At 66.3% G+C, this 16,263-nt stretch carries 14 protein-coding genes; 10 read left to right on the forward strand and 4 right to left on the reverse strand.

Annotated elements, in window-relative coordinates:
* Positions 1-7 precede the first annotated feature (7 nt).
* The 4 genes from A5706_RS27635 to A5706_RS27650 all read right to left on the reverse strand — a co-directional run bounded on the left by A5706_RS27635 (position 8) and on the right by A5706_RS27650 (position 3,222).
* Complete coding sequence (locus A5706_RS27635) at positions 8-1,264, reverse strand: cytochrome P450 (protein ID WP_369831966.1); 1,257 nt, start codon at positions 1,262-1,264, stop codon at positions 8-10.
* A 134-nt stretch (positions 1,265-1,398) separates the two neighbouring features.
* Entirely contained in the window at positions 1,399-1,599 is a 201-nt protein-coding gene (locus A5706_RS27640) for a ferredoxin (protein ID WP_067152992.1), read from the reverse strand.
* A 21-nt stretch (positions 1,600-1,620) separates the two neighbouring features.
* The gene (locus A5706_RS27645; protein ID WP_068138459.1) at positions 1,621-2,496 is read right to left on the reverse strand and encodes a mycofactocin-coupled SDR family oxidoreductase; all 876 of its coding nucleotides are present in this window, start codon (positions 2,494-2,496) and stop codon (positions 1,621-1,623) included.
* A 24-nt stretch (positions 2,497-2,520) separates the two neighbouring features.
* Positions 2,521-3,222 carry an SDR family NAD(P)-dependent oxidoreductase gene (locus A5706_RS27650; protein ID WP_068138339.1) on the reverse strand — a complete coding sequence of 234 codons (702 nt, stop codon included), beginning with the start codon at positions 3,220-3,222 and terminating at the stop codon, positions 2,521-2,523.
* A 281-nt stretch (positions 3,223-3,503) separates the two neighbouring features.
* On the opposite strand from A5706_RS27650, the gene A5706_RS27655 reads away from it, so the two are divergent.
* From A5706_RS27655 to A5706_RS27700, 10 genes are all read left to right on the forward strand, one after another.
* Positions 3,504-5,021 carry an aldehyde dehydrogenase family protein gene (locus A5706_RS27655; protein ID WP_068138341.1) on the forward strand — a complete coding sequence of 506 codons (1,518 nt, stop codon included), beginning with the start codon at positions 3,504-3,506 and terminating at the stop codon, positions 5,019-5,021.
* Positions 5,018-6,223, forward strand: a complete 1,206-nt coding sequence (locus A5706_RS27660) for a CaiB/BaiF CoA-transferase family protein (protein WP_068138343.1) — start codon at positions 5,018-5,020, stop codon at positions 6,221-6,223. The genes A5706_RS27655 and A5706_RS27660 overlap by 4 nt, the downstream gene beginning before the upstream one ends.
* A gap of 363 nt (positions 6,224-6,586) precedes the next feature.
* Positions 6,587-7,405 (forward strand): ABC transporter permease, encoded by an 819-nt coding sequence (locus tag A5706_RS27665; RefSeq protein WP_067011023.1) that lies wholly within the window; start codon positions 6,587-6,589, stop codon positions 7,403-7,405.
* Between the two features lie 22 nt (positions 7,406-7,427).
* Positions 7,428-8,273 (forward strand): ABC transporter permease, encoded by an 846-nt coding sequence (locus tag A5706_RS27670; protein WP_068138345.1) that lies wholly within the window; start codon positions 7,428-7,430, stop codon positions 8,271-8,273.
* 19 nt (positions 8,274-8,292) lie between these two features.
* A complete protein-coding gene (locus tag A5706_RS27675; RefSeq protein ID WP_068138347.1) occupies positions 8,293-9,570 on the forward strand; it encodes an MCE family protein in 1,278 nt (425 codons plus the stop codon).
* Positions 9,567-10,607 (forward strand): MCE family protein, encoded by a 1,041-nt coding sequence (locus tag A5706_RS27680; protein ID WP_068138351.1) that lies wholly within the window; start codon positions 9,567-9,569, stop codon positions 10,605-10,607. The genes A5706_RS27675 and A5706_RS27680 overlap by 4 nt, the downstream gene beginning before the upstream one ends.
* Positions 10,600-11,682: an MCE family protein gene (locus tag A5706_RS27685; protein WP_068138354.1), complete on the forward strand. Its 1,083-nt coding sequence runs from the start codon at positions 10,600-10,602 to the stop codon at positions 11,680-11,682. The genes A5706_RS27680 and A5706_RS27685 overlap by 8 nt, the downstream gene beginning before the upstream one ends.
* Positions 11,679-13,133, forward strand: a complete 1,455-nt coding sequence (locus A5706_RS27690) for an MCE family protein (RefSeq protein WP_068138356.1) — start codon at positions 11,679-11,681, stop codon at positions 13,131-13,133. The genes A5706_RS27685 and A5706_RS27690 overlap by 4 nt, the downstream gene beginning before the upstream one ends.
* Entirely contained in the window at positions 13,130-14,563 is a 1,434-nt protein-coding gene (locus A5706_RS27695) for an MCE family protein (RefSeq protein WP_231985442.1), read from the forward strand. Before A5706_RS27690 ends, A5706_RS27695 begins: the two co-directional genes overlap by 4 nt.
* A complete protein-coding gene (locus A5706_RS27700) occupies positions 14,564-16,243 on the forward strand; it encodes an MCE family protein (protein WP_068138359.1) in 1,680 nt (559 codons plus the stop codon).
* Positions 16,244-16,263: the final 20 nt, after the last annotated feature.

Below are 16,263 nucleotides of genomic sequence, written 5' to 3' on the forward strand. Positions count from 1 at the left end.
GGCCGACCTAGTCGATGACGGCGGCTTCCTTGCGCTCGGTGATCGGCCTGGCCAGCTCCTGCTCGTCGCAGATGCGTTGCAGCTTGTCCAGCGTCTCGTCCAGGCCGGCGCCGACCCGTCGGCCGGGCGTGAAGGTGGCCGGCAGCTTCCGCATCCCCTGGATGACGCCGATGGTCTCGTAGTGCACGGTCCCCTCGGGGTCGCACGTGTAGTCGGGCATCCGGTCCAGGACAGCGGTCAGCATGGACTTGAACACCGTGCGCGCCACGTTCGATCCGGCGCAGCGGTGCACGCCGAGCCCAAAGCTGAAGTGCCGGTTGCCTTTGCGGTCGAGGATGATCTCGTCCGGTTCGTGGAACACAGCGGGGTCGCGGTTGGCCATGGCCCACGAAATCCACAGCCGCTCGCCCTCTTTGAAGGTGGTGCCGTCGAGCTCGACGTCATCGGAGAAGGTCCTGCCGTCGCCAGGGGCGGGGGTGAAGTAGCGCAGGAACTCTTCGGTCGCGGGATCGAGCAGCGTCTCACGCTGCTTGCTGAGCAGCTCGCGCTGATCGGGATGCTGCGAAAGCCATTCCAGCGAATGGGCCGTCAGCGCCGTGGTGGTGTCGAAGCCGCCGCCGATGATCAACCCGAGATTTCCGATGATTTCCAGATCGGGCGCGGGCTCGCCATCGATCCGCATTTCGAGCAGGGCATTGACCAAGCCGGGCCGCGGATTTTCGCGGATCTCGATCATGTTGTTGATCAGGTCGATCCCCATCTGCCGGTGCATCTCGGTGACCCGCTGGATGTCCGGCGAATGCTCCGGGGTGTACACCGCGGCGTGCGTCGGCTCGCTGTACATCTGCCAGTTCTTCAGCGGGATGCCCATCATCGCCAGGGTCAGCACGGCCGGCACGATGTTGGCCAGGTCGTCGACGAAGTCGATGCGGCCTTCCTCGATCTTCTCGTCGAGGCAGGCGCGCGTCACGTCGTCGATGAACGGCTCCCAGCGCTTGACCGCGGCCGGTGAGAGGTAGGGGTTGAGCACGGCGCGGTAGGTTTTGTGCTCGGGGTTGTCCATCTCCAGGATGCCGCCCCGGATGCCGTTGATGCGGCTGGCGGTCGGGATCGAAATGCCTTTGTACCCACGGCGTTCGTTGTTCACATCATGGTCGTTGGACACCGCCGGGCAGCGGGCGAGCTCGAAGACCTCGTGGCTGCCCGCCGCCACCCAATGTCCGCCGTAGGTGTCGCTCCAGGCCATCGGGCACCGGGCGTGCATCTCCTCGGTGATGTCTTTGAACCGCGAACGGTACTCGGGGGAGTGCCGATCGAAGTGATACCGGTTCCGCTTACGGTCGCTGTCGCTGATCTGGTCATCAACGCTGTCGTCGACGCTCAAGGCACTGTCTCCCTTTACGTTTCATCCGTGATGATGATGGCCTGCTCCGGGCAGGAGTGGGCGGCTTCGCGGACCTGATCCTCCTTGTCGGCAGGCACCACCTCGTCGATCGCCGACGAACTGCCGTCGATGTCGCTGAGCTGGAACGAATCCGGCGCGATCATCGCGCAAAGGGTGTGGCCCTGGCAGCGTTCTGAATCAACCCAGACCTTCACGACGTCTCCTTGCGACTTGTCTTAATTCTCGTAGTCGTACCACTTGAGGTAGCCGCCGGCATCGACGCGCAACTGCACGCCGGTGACGTAGCGGGCCTCGTCGGAGGCCAACCACAGGACGGCGTTGCTGATGTCCTCGGGTTCGACGTAGGGGATTTTCATCGCCTGCTGCACGCCGAAAACCGGCTCGGCGTCGGCCCGCGTCGGGCGCTCGAGGTCCGGCCGGAACGAGCGGTACATCGGCTCGCTCTGCAGCATCGGGGTGTTGGTGTTGGTCGGGTGGATCACGTTGGCGCGGATGCCCAACGGCGCCAACTCCGTTGCGAGGTCGTGGACATAACGCGACAGCGCCCGCTTGGAGTGGATGTAGGCCATGCCGCCCGGGTCGGTGCCCGGGTTGTCCTTCTTGGCGGTGTCCATCAGCGCCGCGGTGGATCCGGTGGCGACGATCGAGGCGCCCTCGCGCAGGTGCGGCAACGCGACCTGGATGGCGTTGATGGTGCCGATCAGGTTGGTGTTGATGACGTCGCACCACGCCTGCAGGGGCGGGCGGCCCTTCATGCCGGCGACGCCGGCCTGCGCCACCACGATGTCGAGCCTGCCGAACTCCGCGACCCCGTGCTCCAGGGCCGCGCTCAGTTGCCCGGCGTCGCGCACGTCGGCCTGGGCGATCACCGCGCCCTGCCCGGTCTTCTCGATGAGCCTGGCGGTCTCCTCGAGATCCTCGGGTGCCGCCATGGGATAACCGATGGTGTCGAGGTCACGGCACAGGTCGACGGCGATGACGTCGGCGCCCTCCTCGGCCAGTCGTACCGCGTGGCTGCGGCCCTGCCCGCGCGCCGCACCGGTGACGAAGGCGACCTTTCCCTTGACGCGCCCTGGTGCGCCGTCTCCCAACACTCTCTCCTTCCGTATCGCTGCTCAGGTGTTTCGGCCGCCGTTGACGCCCAAGATCTGACCCGTGATGTAGCCGGCCTCTTCGGAAATCAGAAAGGCGCACGCGGCCGCGATGTCTTCCGGCCTGCCCATCCGGCGCACCGGGGTCCGGGCGATGGTCGCCTCGATGTCGCCGAGGTATCCGTGTTGTTCCGCGGCGCGCAGCATCGGGGTGTCGATGAATCCCGGCGGTACGGCGTTCACGGTGATGCCGTTGGGCCCGTACTCGAGTGCCAGCGATTTGGTGAGGCCATTGACCGCGGACTTGGCGGCCACGTAGTGGCTCATGTAGGGCGCACCCGAATGGGTGCTCGACGACGAGATATTGACTATCCGTCCCCACCCGGCCTCGACCATGTCGGGCAGCACCGCCTGGGTCACATGAAAGACGCCGTTGAGGTTGACGTCGACCACCCGCCGCCACTCCTCGAAGGTGATGTTGGTGAAGCGCTTGAAGCCGTCCAGCCCGGCGGCGTTGACCAGGACCGTCACGGGCCCCAATTGGGCGCGGATGGCCGCGAGCGCGGCATCCACCTGCGGCCGGTCGGTGACGTCGGCGGTGAAAGCAAAATCGGCTTCCGACGGCCTGAGGTCGATCGTGGCGACGTCAAGGCCGTCGGCGCGCAGGCGCTGCGCGACCGCTTGACCGATGCCGGATCCGCCGCCGGTGACCACCGCGGTCTTCATGTCGAGGCCTCGCCCACAAATGTGGCCGTCTCAGTCACAAAGAATCTCCCTTACAATTATGAGAACCTTACTCTCGCGGCGAAGTCGCATGCAACATCGCCGTGAAACCGCGCACGGCCTGCGGCAAGGGGTCATCTAGCCCAACACATGCGCAACAACGCCGCTGGTCAACGGCCCGGTCCCATTCCTGAGACTTTCTTGAATTATCGAGACCCGAATGTAAGATTCGCCGGGGAAGAGAATGAAATTTTCGTGACCGTCACCACATGAGGGAGTAGGGGATGCCAGTGCAGGACACGGCAGAGAACACCGCGAAGACGATCGCGGATGCCGCGCCCGAGTCACAGGTCGATCGCCGACTGCTGATTGACGGCCGGCTCGTCACCGCCGACAAGACGTTCCCCTCGATCAACCCCGCCACCGGTGCGGTCATCGGGCACGCTCCGGACGCCGGCCCCGAGCAGGCCCAAGCGGCGATCGCGGCGGCCCGGCGCGCCTTCGACACGACCGACTGGTCGACCAACGTGGAGCTGCGGATCCGCTGCCTCGACCAGTTGCACACGGCGCTGGTCGAGCACGCCGAGGAGCTGCGTGAGCTGACGATCGCCGAAGTCGGCGCGACGCGGGCGCTCACGCAGGGAGCTCAGCTCGACGACCCGATCAAGATCGTGCGCTTCTACGCCGACCTGCTGCGCACCTATCAGTTCTCCGAGGATCTGGGCGAGATCGAATCGCGGGGCATGCGACACCACCGCTGGGTGGAGAAGGAAGCCGCGGGGGTGGTGGCCGCCATCATCGCCTACAACTATCCGAACCAGCTCGCGCTGGCCAAGCTGGCCCCGGCGCTGGCCGCCGGATGCACCGTGGTGCTCAAAGGCGCCCCGGACACGCCGCTGGTCACGCTGGCGCTCGGCGAGTTGATCGCCAACCACACCGACATCCCGCCCGGCGTGGTGAACGTCCTCACCTCATCGGACGCGGCCGTCGGGGTCGCGCTGACCACCAGCCCCGACGTCGACGTCGTCACCTTTACCGGGTCGACGGCCGTCGGGCGCAAGATCATGGCCGCCGCGAGCGACACCGTCAAACGGGTCTTCCTGGAGCTGGGTGGCAAGTCGGCCGTGATCATGCTCGACGACGCCGACTTCGCCAGCGCGAGCATGTTTGCGGCGTTCAGCATGGTCACGCACGCCGGGCAGGGCTGCGCGCTCACGTCCCGACTGTTGGTGCCCAGGTCGCACCATGACGAGATCGTCGAGTTGATCGCGCAGAACTTCGCCAAGGTGCGCCACGGCGACCCGGCCGATCCGAAGACGCTCATGGGGCCGCTCATCAACGAGCGCCAGCGCGACAAGGTCGACGGCATGGTCCAGCGGGCCGTCGCCGGCGGCGCGACCCTGGTCACCGGCGGCAAGCGGTTGGATCCCGGCTACTTCTATGCGCCCACGCTGCTCACCAACGTCGACCCGGACAGCGAGATCGCGCAGGACGAGGTCTTCGGCCCGGTGCTCGTGGTCATCGCGTTCGACGACGACGACGACGCGGTGCGGATCGCCAACAACTCGATCTATGGGTTGGCCGGCGCGGTTTTCAGCCGCGACCAGGACCGCGCCCTCGCGGTGGCCCGTCGGATCCGTACCGGATCGTTCTCGATCAACGGCGGCAACTACTTTGCCGCCGACAGCCCGTTCGGGGGCTTCAAGCAATCCGGCGTCGGCCGCGAGATGGGCGTCGCCGGGCTGGAGGAGTTCTTGGAAGGCAAGACTTTTGCGGTTCCCGTGGCGGGGGCGCCCGCATGAGGCCGCTGGATGGCATCCGCGTCCTGGAGGTCGCCATGTACGGGTTCGTCCCGTCGGCGGGCGCCGTGCTCGCCGAGTGGGGCGCCGACGTGGTCAAGGTCGAGCACGCCGTGACGGGCGACCCGCAACGCGGGCTGCGGCAGACCGGCATGTTGCGCGTCGAGGGCGACCCGAACCCCAACATCGAACACGCCAACCGCGGCAAGCGCAGCATCGGGCTCGACATGTCCGTGCCCGAGGGCAAAGAGGTGCTCTACGAGTTGGCCCGCCGGTCCGATGTGTTCTTGACCAGTTTTCTTCCCGCTCACCGGAAGAAGTTCGGCATCGACGTCGAGGACATTCGTACGGTCAACCCGAAGATCGTCTACGCCCGCGGGAGCGCGCTCGGTCCGCGCGGCCCCGAGTCAGAAAAGGGCGGCTACGACATGACCGCGTTCTGGTGCCGGGCCGGAACCGCCGCGACCATCACGCCGGCGGGCATGCCCGGCATGATCGCGCCCCCCGGACCGGCCTACGGCGACACCATCTCCGGCACCAACCTCGCCGGCGGCATCGCGGCCGCGTTGCTCAAGCGCGAGCGCACCGGCGAGCCGTCGGTCGTCGATGTGTCGTTGCTGGGCAGTGGCTTCTGGGCGATGGGACACACGGTCGCGTTGACCAAGCATCTCGGCCAGCGGCTGGAAACGCCGCCGCCCGGGGTGCATGGTGCGCCCAACAACCCGTTGGTGGGGCTGTACACCACGTCCGACGGACGCTACATCTCCTTCGTGATGATGCAGCCCACCAAGTTCTGGGCCGACGTTTGCCGGCACGTCGAGCTGCCGGAGCTGGCCGACGATCCGCGCTTCGCGACCGTCGAAAAAATCGCCGCGAATACACCGGAAGCCGTCGAGATCTTGACCAAGGTGATCGCAACCCGCACGCTTGCCGAGTGGAGCGAGCGCTTTGCCACGCTCGCCGGGCCGTGGGCACCCGTGCAGGACACGCTGCAGGCGGTCGACGACGCCCAAATCCGTGCCAACGACTACCTGGTTCGCGCAGGCGAACTCGATCTCGTCGCCAACCCGGTCCAGTTCGATGTCGCGGCGCCGCACACCGGCCCGGCGCCCGGATTCGCCGAACAGACCGACGAAATCCTGATGGAAATCGGACTCGATTGGGACCGCATCATCGAGCTCAAGACGGCCGGCGCGGTCACGTGAGTGCTACAGGGACCGGAGCTGTGAGAAATGTGTGAGCCGAACGCCGCTTTTCGTCCGATGAGCTGTCCGATAACGGTTTTGAGTTTTCCATTCCACCTGGACACCGCATGAGTCATAATCGCCGGACGCTTCAAGACACGAGGCCCCTCGTTTTGAAGCGCCAACTCACGCGACAGAACGGAGGAGTGGCGTGAGGATGGTAGTGGCAGCGACGCCGGAGGCGAATGCCGGAATGTGGCTGCCCGCTACGCATTTCGACTGTTCCAGCACGCGTCTGTGGCCGTCGGTCCAGCCAAATCTACAGCTTTCCGTTCAGCCGAACAAGACCATCGGTCTCGAAAATGTCGGAAGGAACTGAGGCCGATGGCGATTAAGCGTGCGGGCCCGGAGCGATGGACCGGGGGCATATCGCTCGGCCGCGGCTCCAAGCCCATGGAAGCCGTCGGTGGCCTGTTCGCGATGTCGGCCGACGCGATCAAGTTCGTGTTCCGCCGGCCCTTCCAATGGCGCGAGTTCTTGGAGCAGTCGTGGTTCGTCGCGCGGGTAGCGCTCGCTCCCACCCTGCTGGTCGCTATTCCCTTCACCGTGCTGGTCAGCTTCACGCTCAACATCCTGCTGCGCGAACTGGGCGCCGCGGACCTTTCCGGCGCGGGTGCGGCCTTCGGTGCGGTGACCCAGGTCGGCCCGCTCGTGACCGTGTTGATCGTGGCCGGCGCCGGTTCCACGGCGATGTGCGCCGATCTGGGATCGAGAACGATCCGCGAAGAGATCGACGCGATGGAAGTGCTGGGCATCAACCCCGTTCAGCGCCTGGTGACCCCCCGCATGCTGGCCGCGGGTTTGGTGGCGCTGCTGCTGAACAGCTTGGTGGTCATCATCGGCATCGTGGGCGGCTACGTCTTCTCGGTGTTCGTCCAGGACGTCAATCCCGGGGCGTTCGCCGCCGGCATCACCCTGCTGACCGGCGTGCCCGAGGTGGTCATTTCCTGCGTCAAGGCAGCGCTTTTCGGCCTGATCGCCGGCCTGGTCGCGTGCTACCGGGGATTGACGGTGTCCGGCGGCGGCGCCAAGGCGGTCGGTAATGCCGTCAACGAGACGGTGGTGTACGCGTTCATGTCGCTGTTCGTCGTGAATGTGGTTGTCACGGCTATCGGTATCCGCATGTCGGCCAAGGGTCACTGAGGAGGTGTAGGGGCGAACCGTGATGACGCTGAGAGCTACGTATCCGCGCTTGGCGCGCCAGCTCGAAAAGCCGGTCGGCACCCTGAGCCGGATCGGCGATCACACGCTGTTCTACGGCAAGGCGCTTGCCGGGGTACCCTTCGCGGTCCGCCACTACCGGCGCGAGGTCATCCGCCTGATCGCCGAAATCAGCATGGGCGCCGGAACTTTGGCCATGATCGGCGGCACGCTGGTGATCGTCGGCTTCTTGACGCTGGCCGCGGGCGGCACGCTGGCCGTGCAAGGGTATAGCTCGCTGGGCAACATCGGTATCGAGGCGCTGACCGGGTTCTTGGCGGCCTTCATCAACGTGCGCATCGCGGCGCCGATCGTCGCCGGGATCGGTCTGGCGGCCACCTTCGGCGCCGGCGTGACCGCGCAGCTGGGTGCCATGCGGATCAACGAAGAGATCGATGCGTTGGAATCCATGGCCATTCGGCCGGTTTCGTATCTGGTGTCCACCAGGATCGCGGCCGGGATGATGGCGATCACGCCGCTGTATTCCATTGCCGTCATCTTGTCGTTTTTCGCCAGCCAATTCACCACGGTGGTCCTGTTCGGCCAATCGGGCGGGCTGTATCAGCACTACTTCTCGACGTTCCTCAATCCGATCGACTTGCTGTGGTCGTTCTTGCAGGCCGTCCTGATGGCGATCACGATCTTGTTGATTCACACCTACTTCGGCTACTTTGCTTCGGGCGGACCGGCCGGTGTCGGTGTCGCGACCGGCAACGCGGTGCGAACCTCGTTGATCGTCGTCGTGTCGGTGACGCTGCTCGTCTCGCTGTCCATCTACGGCACCAACGGCAACTTCAACCTGTCGGGCTAGGAAAGGTGGTGAAAGGACAGTGACGCGTGACCTCGGGCCGGGCCCCATTCACCGGTCCGAAACCACCAGTGCCGCACGGCCCGTCGCGGCATCACCCGGGCGGCACTTCGGCGCACAGTCGTACGCGCGGCCCCTGGCCGGCCTGGCGACCATCGTCCTCATCGGCCTGGTCTTCGCCGTCGCGGTAGGCCTATTCCGGGGCTCCTTCACCACGAGCGTGCCCGTCACCGTCGTCTCACCGCGCGCCGGTCTGGTGATGAATCCGGACGCCAAGGTGAAGATGCGCGGCGTCGAGGTGGGCAAGGTCGACTCAATCGACGTGCGGCCCAACGGCGAAGCCGTTTTGCACCTGGCGATGCAACCGTCGCAGATGCACTTCATCCCGGCCAATGTGCTCGTCGACATCGCGTCCACCACGGTGTTCGGCGCGAAGTTCATCGAGCTGGTACCGCCAGCCGAGCCGTCGCCACAGTCGCTGCGCGCGGGCCAGGTGCTGGAGGGCAAGCACGTCACCGTCGAAATCAACACGGTTTTCCAACAACTCACGTCACTGCTGTCGACGATCGATCCCGCCAAACTCAACGAGACCCTCGGCGCGATCGCATCCGCGGTCAACGGCCGCGGCCACAAGATCGGCCAGATGCTGCACGATCTGGACTCGTTCCTGGCCACCCAGGAACCAAGCCTGCCCGCACTGAGCCACGACCTCGAAGCCCTGCCCGTGGTGAGCAACGCCTATGGCGACTCGGCGCAGGACCTGCTCGCCACCGCCGATAACGCGGTCCGAATCAGCAAGACGATCGTCGACGAGCAACAAAATCTGGACGCCTTCCTGATCAGCTCGATTGGCTTGGCGGACATGGGCAATGACGTGGTGGGCGGCAACCGGCAAGCGCTGACGGACGACCTGCACCTGCTGGTTCCGACCACCGATCTGCTCAACCAGTACCACCAGGCGCTGTACTGCGGCATCGCCGGGTCACTGGGCAACCTGCACGCGCCGGACCTGCCCGAGCCGATGGTCAAGGTCACCGTCGTCATCGGCCTCGGCGCGGAGCGTTACCGCTACCCGTCCAACCTGCCCAAGGTGGCGGCGACCGGTGGGCCGCAGTGTCTAAACCTTCCGGTGGTGCCCTTCGACGTTGCGCCGCCGTTCCTGGTGACCGACAACGGCTCCAATCCCTCGGCGTACGGCAACCAGCAATTGCTGCTCAACTCCGATGCGCTCAAGCAGCTGCTGTACGGGCCGATCGATGGTCCGCCGCGCAACACCATGCAGATCGGGATGCCCGGATGACCGGCTCGCGCGGGATGATCATCAAGTTCGGGGCGTTCGCCGCCGTGATGATCGTGCTGACCGTGTTCTTGTTCTTCATCTTCGGGCAGTACACCACCGGTTCGACGAACGGGTATTCGGCACTCTTCACCGACGTGTCGCGGCTGAAGACCGGAGAGACCGTGCGCGTCGCCGGCATCCGGGTGGGCACGGTCAACAGCGTCAAGCTGCGCGCCGACAAGAAGGTCGAGGTGAAGTTCGACGCCGACCGCAGCGTCGTGCTGACCACCGGCACCCGCGCGGTGGTGCGCTACCTGAACCTGGTCGGTGATCGCTACCTCGAGCTGACGGACGGCCCGGGATCCACCAAGGTGCTGCCGGCCGGGTCGCAGATCCCGCTCGATCGCACGGCACCCGCCCTCGACATCGATCTACTGCTGGGCGGCCTGAAACCCGTTACCCAGGGCCTCAACCCGCAAGACGTCAACGCGCTGAGCGCGGCGCTCATTCAGGTGTTCCAGGGCGAGGGCGGAACCCTGCAGTCCCTGCTGTCGAAGACGTCGTCGTTCTCGAACACGTTGGCCGACAACAACCAGACGGTGCAGGAGCTGATCGACAACCTCAACACCGTGGTGGCCACCGTCGACAAGGACGGCACCAAGTTCTCCGGCGCCATCGACCGCCTCGAGAAATTGGTCAGTGGATTCGACCAGGACCGCGACACCATCGGGACCGCGATAACCGCCCTGGACAACGGGACCGCCTCGATCGCGGATCTGCTCACCCGCGCCCGCCCGCCGTTGGCCGCCACGGTGGACCAGGCGAATCGGCTGGCGCCGCTGCTGGACCAGGACAAGAACCTCCTCGACACCTCGCTGCACAAGTTGCCGCACAACTACCGCAAACTGCTCAGGCTCGGGTCGTACGGCGCCTGGTTCCCCTATTACCTGTGCGGGCTGGCGCTGCGGGTGTCCGACTTGCAGTACCGGACGGTGGAAGTGGGCATCAAACACCAAACCACCGGGCGGTGCGCGGAACCGAAGGACCCCGATGAATAAGTACCGCGGAGCGGGCCTCATCAAAGCCGGATTCATCGGCGCCGTCCTCATCGCGCTGGTCATCGCGGTCGGACTGAACCCCGACCAGCTGGTGCAGCGGGCCACCACGGTCCGTTACCAGGCGCTGTTCGCCGACGCCGGGGGCCTCGCGCTGGGCAACGACGTGACGATCTCGGGGATCAAGGTCGGCAGCGTGACCGGCATGGAGCTGCAACACGGTGACGTGCTGGTGACGTTCACGGCCAAGGGGAACATCCTGCTCGGCTCGGCCAGTACCGCACACATCAAAACCGGTTCGCTGTTGGGTCAGCGGGTGCTCACGGTCGACTCCGCGGGCACCGGCAATTTGCATCCGATGGCCGTCATCCCGGTGTCGCGCACCTCCTCGCCGTACTCGCTGTCCGAGGCCGTCAACGACCTGACGACCGACCTGCAGGGAACCAACACCGAGTCGCTCAACCAGTCCCTGGACACGCTGTCGGCGACCCTGAATCAGGTTGCGCCGCAACTGGGTCCCGCGTTCGACGGGGTCAGCCGGCTCTCCCAGACCCTCAACGCCCGCAACCAGACCCTCGGGCAGCTGCTCAAGGGGGCCGCCGACGTCACCGGCGTGCTCGGGCAACGCAGCCAGCAGCTCAACACGCTGATCCTCAACGCGAACGATTTGTTGTCGATGCTGGTGGCGCGGCGCCAGGCGATCGTGCGGCTGCTGGCCAGCACGTCCGCGGTGGCCCGGCAGCTCTCCGGTGTGGTGCACGACAACGAGGCGAAGCTGGCGCCGACGCTGGAGAAGCTGAACTCCGTGACGGCGATGCTGGAAAAGAATCGCGACAACCTCGCCCAAGCGCTTCCCGGATTGGCGAAATACGAACTGACGCAGGGGGAGACCGTCTCGAGCGGTTATTACTACAACCCGTTCATCCCGAACCTTTTCCAGCTGGAATTCTTCCAGTGGCTGTTCGACTACGCCTTCGGGTTCCGCGCTTACGGCGCGCCCGGCCAACCGCCGGACACCGCCGGGCCGCGCGCGTTCTTCCCGTGGCCGTTCAACCAGGACCCGGGAGGACGGCCATGACGGGGCTCGGGGCGATTCCGCGCAACAAGCTCAAGGTGGGGCTGGCGATCGTGCTGGCGGGTCTGCTCGTGGTCGGCGCGGCGATCGCCATCCGTAACACCTTCTTTCGCCCGACGACGATCACCGCCTATTTCCCCACGGCCACCGCGATCTATCCCGGCGACGACGTGCGCGTGTCCGGCATGAAGGTCGGCACCATCTCGTCCATTCAGCCGCAGGGGACGCGGGCGAAGCTGGTGATGCACGTCGATCGCAACGTGCCCATTCCGGCGGACGCGAAGGCGGTGATCGTCGCGCAAAACCTGGTGGCGGCGCGCTACGTGCAGCTCACGCCGGCCTACCGGTCGAGTGGTCCCACCATGCGCGACGGCGCGGTGATACCGATCGAACGGACCGCGGTGCCCGTCGAATGGGATCAGGTCAAAGAGCAATTGATGCGTCTCGCAACGGAATTGGGCCCCAACAGCAAGGTGTCCACCCCGTCGGTGGCGCGGTTCATCGACAGCGCCGCCGACGCGCTGGGCGACGGCAACGGCGAGAAGCTGCACCAGACGCTGGCTCAACTGTCCGGCGTCGCCCGGGTGTTCGCCGAAGGCAGCGGCAACCTCGTCGACATCATCAAGAACCTGCAGGCCTTCATCGGGGCCCTGCGCGAAAGCAACGTCCAGATCGTGCAGTTCGACAACCGGCTGGCCACATTGACCAGCGTGCTCGACGACAACAGGTCGGATTTGGACGCGGCGCTCACGGACCTGGCGAGTGCGGTCGGCGAAGTACAGCGGTTCATCGCCGGCACTCGTGACCAGACCTCCGAACAGATTTCGCGGTTGGCCGACCTGACGCAGATCCTCGTCGACCACCAGATGGCGTTGAAAAACGTGCTGCACATCTCGCCGACCGCGCTCGCAAACGCCTACAACGCCTACGACCCGGACTCCGGCAACATCCGCGGCGGCGTCGGCCTGCAGAACTTTTCCAACCCGACGTTCGCCTGGTGCGCGGGCATCGGGGCCATCGAGAACGTCACCGCCGTCGAGACGGGCAAGCTGTGCGGCTTGTATCTGAGCCCGGCGCTGAAGGTGTTCAACCCGAACTTCCTCGTCAACTTCAACTACCTCCCGATTCCGGTCAACCCGATCCTGGCTCCCTCGTTTGCCCCGCAAAACGTTATCTACAGCGAGGACCGGCTGAAGCCCGGCGGGGAGGGACCCCGTCCCGGCCCGCCCTTGCTGCCGCCGGCCGTGTCCGCGTACACCGGGCTACCGGGCGACCCGGTTGGGCCGCCGGGTTCGGTGCCGCTGGGCCGGATCCCCGGCGCCGCGATGCCGCAGCCCCCGCCGACGGAACCGCCGCCCGTCCCACCACCACCACCCCCGCCGGCGTCGCCGCCGCCGGCCGCCCCGGCGAACGTTCAGGACATGCTGCTCCCGGGTGAAGGGGGGCAACCGTGACCGCCCGGATCGCGATTAGGCGCGTGCTCGGCATCGCCTGCTGCGTCATGCTCGCCGTGAGCGGCTGCGCGTTCAACGGCCTGAACTCGCTGCCGCTGCCGGGCGCGGTGGGACGAGGTCCGGGCGCGACCACGTACCACGTGGAACTCGCCAACGTCGTTACGATGGAACCGAATTCGCCGGTGATGATCGACGACGTCATCGTCGGCAGCATCAGCAAGATGACGGTGCGGGGATGGCACGCCGACGTCGAAATCTCGGTGCGGCCCGGCACGGTGATCCCCGCCAACGCGGTTGCCAGCGTCGGCCAGACCAGCCTGCTGGGTTCCATGCATTTGGCGCTGAATCCGCCGCTGGGCCAGCAGGGCGTCGGCCGGCTGCAGCCGGGCGCCACGATCCCGCTGAACCGGTCGTCCACCTATCCGTCGACCGAACAGACACTGTCGTCGCTGTCGGTCATCCTCAACGCCGGGGGGCTGGGTCAGTTCGGGGACATCATCCACAACTTCAACGCTGCGCTGTCCGGAAACGAAGGCGCCGTTCGCGATCTGCTCGAGCGCCTCGACCGGTTCGTGGGAACCCTCGACCAGCAGCGCGACAACCTCGTCGCGTCGATCCGCGCCCTCAATCGCCTCGCCGGCACGTTCGCCGCCCAACGCGACGTGATCACCCAGGCGCTGTACAAGATTCCGCCCGCACTGGACGTGCTGATCAAGGAGCGCCCCCGCATCACGACCGCGCTGAACAAGCTCGGGACATTCAGCAACACCGCGACCCGGCTCGTCAACGACGCGGGCGACGACTTGGTGAAGAACTTGACGAATCTGGCGCCGGCACTCGGTGCGCTCGCCGACATCGGCCCGGATTTGGACGCCGCCCTCGCGTACGCGCCGACGTTCCCGTGGACGCAGGGCATCATCGACCGCTACATCCGGGGCGACTATCTCAACGGGTATTTCATCATTGATTTGACGAACGCCGGGCTCCGCAAGGGCATCCTCCGCGGTACCCACTGGGAAAGGATCGGCGCCGAGGCCGTGCCCGGGCCCGCGGACCCCGAATACCTTCAATTCCGTTACGGGGCACCGCCTGGGGCGCCCGGGGCGCTGAGCAAGCCCGGCCCAAGAGGGGAACCGGCACCGTTCGGGCCACCGCCACCCTGGGGACGGCCGCTGCCGGGGCCGCCGCCGTCCGCGGCGCCGGGGCCGGTGAACCAGCAGTCGGCAGACGCACCACCGTCCGCGCCCCCGCCACCGCCGCCGGTGTCGCCCTTGATCGCGGGCCTGACGTGGCTCGGCCCGGATGCGCAGAAGTCGCCGACAGCGACGCTGCCCGGACCGCCGCCGGCTGGGGCCGTGCCGCCGGCCGACCAGGGCGCCCCGGTGCCCGGCGCGACGCCGACGACCAGCCAGACGGACGGGGGCTCGTAGATGCTGACCCGGTTTGTCCGAATCCAGTTGGCGATCTTCACGATCGTCGGGATCGCCGGTGTGGTGATCATGGCGTTGTGGTACGTCCAGGCGCCGACCCTGCTCGGCATCGGCAAGATGACGGTCACGCTGAAACTGCCCGCCACCGGCGGCCTGTACCGCTTCAGCAACGTGACCTACCGCGGGGTGCAGATCGGCAAGGTGACCGCCGTGGGGCTGACCCCCGACGGTGCGAAAGCCACTCTTTCCCTTGATACTTCGCCCAAGATCCCGGCGGACCTGAAGGCGGAGGTGCTGAGCATCTCCGCGGTTGGCGAGTATTACGTCGATCTGCGACCCCGCAACGACTCGCCGCCCTACCTCCACGACGGCTCGGTCATCGCGATGAACGACGCGACGATCCCGCAGCCGATCGGTCCCGTGCTCGACCAATCCAGCAAGTTGATCAACAGCATCCCCAAGGGCAAGCTCGGTCAATTGCTCGACGAGTCGTACCAGGCATTCAACGGCTCCGGTTACGACTTCGGATCGCTGTTCGACAGTTCGTCACGGCTCTCGGGTGACCTCAACGGCGTCGCCGACCAAACCCGGAACCTGACCGAAGACACCGGGCCCTTCCTGGATGCGCAAGCGCAGACCGCGGATTCGATCCGGACGTGGGCGCGCAGCCTCGCCGGGTTCAGTGGTCAGCTGGCCAAGGACGACCCACAATTTCGCACCCTGCTGCAACGGGGGCCTGGAGCCCTCAACGAGGCGTCCCGGCTGCTCGACCAGATCAAACCGACGTTGCCTGTGCTGCTCGCGAACCTGACCACAATCGGCCAGATTGGCGTGACCTATCACGCGTCAATCGAACAGCTCCTGGTCTTGCTGCCGCCGTTCACCGCGGCGATTCAGTCGTTCGTCGGCACGAAGTCGCCGACGGGATTGGCCACGGGCGCCTTCAATCTCATCGTCAGTGACCCGCCCGCATGCACGGTCGGCTTCCTGCCGCCCAGTCAATGGCGTTCCGCCGCCGACACCCGCACCATCGACACGCCGGACGGGCTGTACTGCAAACTGCCACAGGATTCGCCGATCGCGGTGCGCGGCGCCCGAAACTATCCCTGCATGGGACAGCCCGGGAAGCGCGCGCCCACCGTCGAAATCTGCGAGAGCGACAAGCCTTTCGAGCCGTTGGCGATGAGACAGCACGTCTTCGGCACTTACCCGCTGGACCCGAATCTGATCGCACAGGGCATCCCGCCCGACGACCGGATGAACTGGTACCGAGACAGAATCTTCGGGCCGGTCGAGGGAACGCCGCTGCCGCCGGGCGCGGTTCCGCGGGGAACGCCGCCGCCATCGGCGTTGCCGCCGCCCGCGGCGCCGCTCAGCCCGCTGGCGCAGATGGGGGAGGTGTCACCGATTGCGCCGATAGACGTTCCCGCTCCCTCGGCCGCGGCGGCGCCCGCAGCGGCGAGCGCGCCGCCGGCGGGGCCGCCCGCGGGGCCTTCGGCAGCGCCAAGTGCGTTCGGCCACAACGAGTCTCAGATCGGTCCATCGGTGGCGATCGCCCAGTACAACCCTCGCACCGGCGGCTATGTGACCCCGGACGGCCAGGTTTACCGGCAATCGGATCTGGTCAAGCCCACGTCGCCCAAGGCGCCGAAAACGTGGAAGGACATGTTCGCCACCTGATGCCCGCGCCGGGCCATTGA

The sequence above is a fragment of the Mycobacterium sp. E796 genome, assembly GCF_001672815.1.
GTDB lineage: Bacteria > Actinomycetota > Actinomycetes > Mycobacteriales > Mycobacteriaceae > Mycobacterium.

Bases quoted from the DNA above. Each gene is read 5' to 3' on its own strand.
- A5706_RS27670 (WP_068138345.1), top strand. From the start codon at position 7,428: ATGACGCTGAGAGCTACGTATCCGCGCTTGGCGCGCCAGCTCGAAAAG.
- A5706_RS27655 (WP_068138341.1), top strand. From the start codon at position 3,504: ATGCCAGTGCAGGACACGGCAGAGAACACCGCGAAGACGATCGCGGAT.
- A5706_RS27660 (WP_068138343.1), top strand. From the start codon at position 5,018: ATGAGGCCGCTGGATGGCATCCGCGTCCTGGAGGTCGCCATGTACGGG.
- A5706_RS27650 (WP_068138339.1), bottom strand. From the start codon at position 3,222: ATGAAGACCGCGGTGGTCACCGGCGGCGGATCCGGCATCGGTCAAGCG.
- A5706_RS27635 (WP_369831966.1), bottom strand. From the start codon at position 1,264: ATGCACGCCCGGTGCCCGATGGCCTGGAGCGACACCTACGGCGGACAT.
- A5706_RS27665 (WP_067011023.1), top strand. From the start codon at position 6,587: ATGGCGATTAAGCGTGCGGGCCCGGAGCGATGGACCGGGGGCATATCG.
- A5706_RS27680 (WP_068138351.1), top strand. From the start codon at position 9,567: ATGACCGGCTCGCGCGGGATGATCATCAAGTTCGGGGCGTTCGCCGCC.
- A5706_RS27690 (WP_068138356.1), top strand. From the start codon at position 11,679: ATGACGGGGCTCGGGGCGATTCCGCGCAACAAGCTCAAGGTGGGGCTG.
- A5706_RS27685 (WP_068138354.1), top strand. From the start codon at position 10,600: ATGAATAAGTACCGCGGAGCGGGCCTCATCAAAGCCGGATTCATCGGC.
- A5706_RS27700 (WP_068138359.1), top strand. From the start codon at position 14,564: ATGCTGACCCGGTTTGTCCGAATCCAGTTGGCGATCTTCACGATCGTC.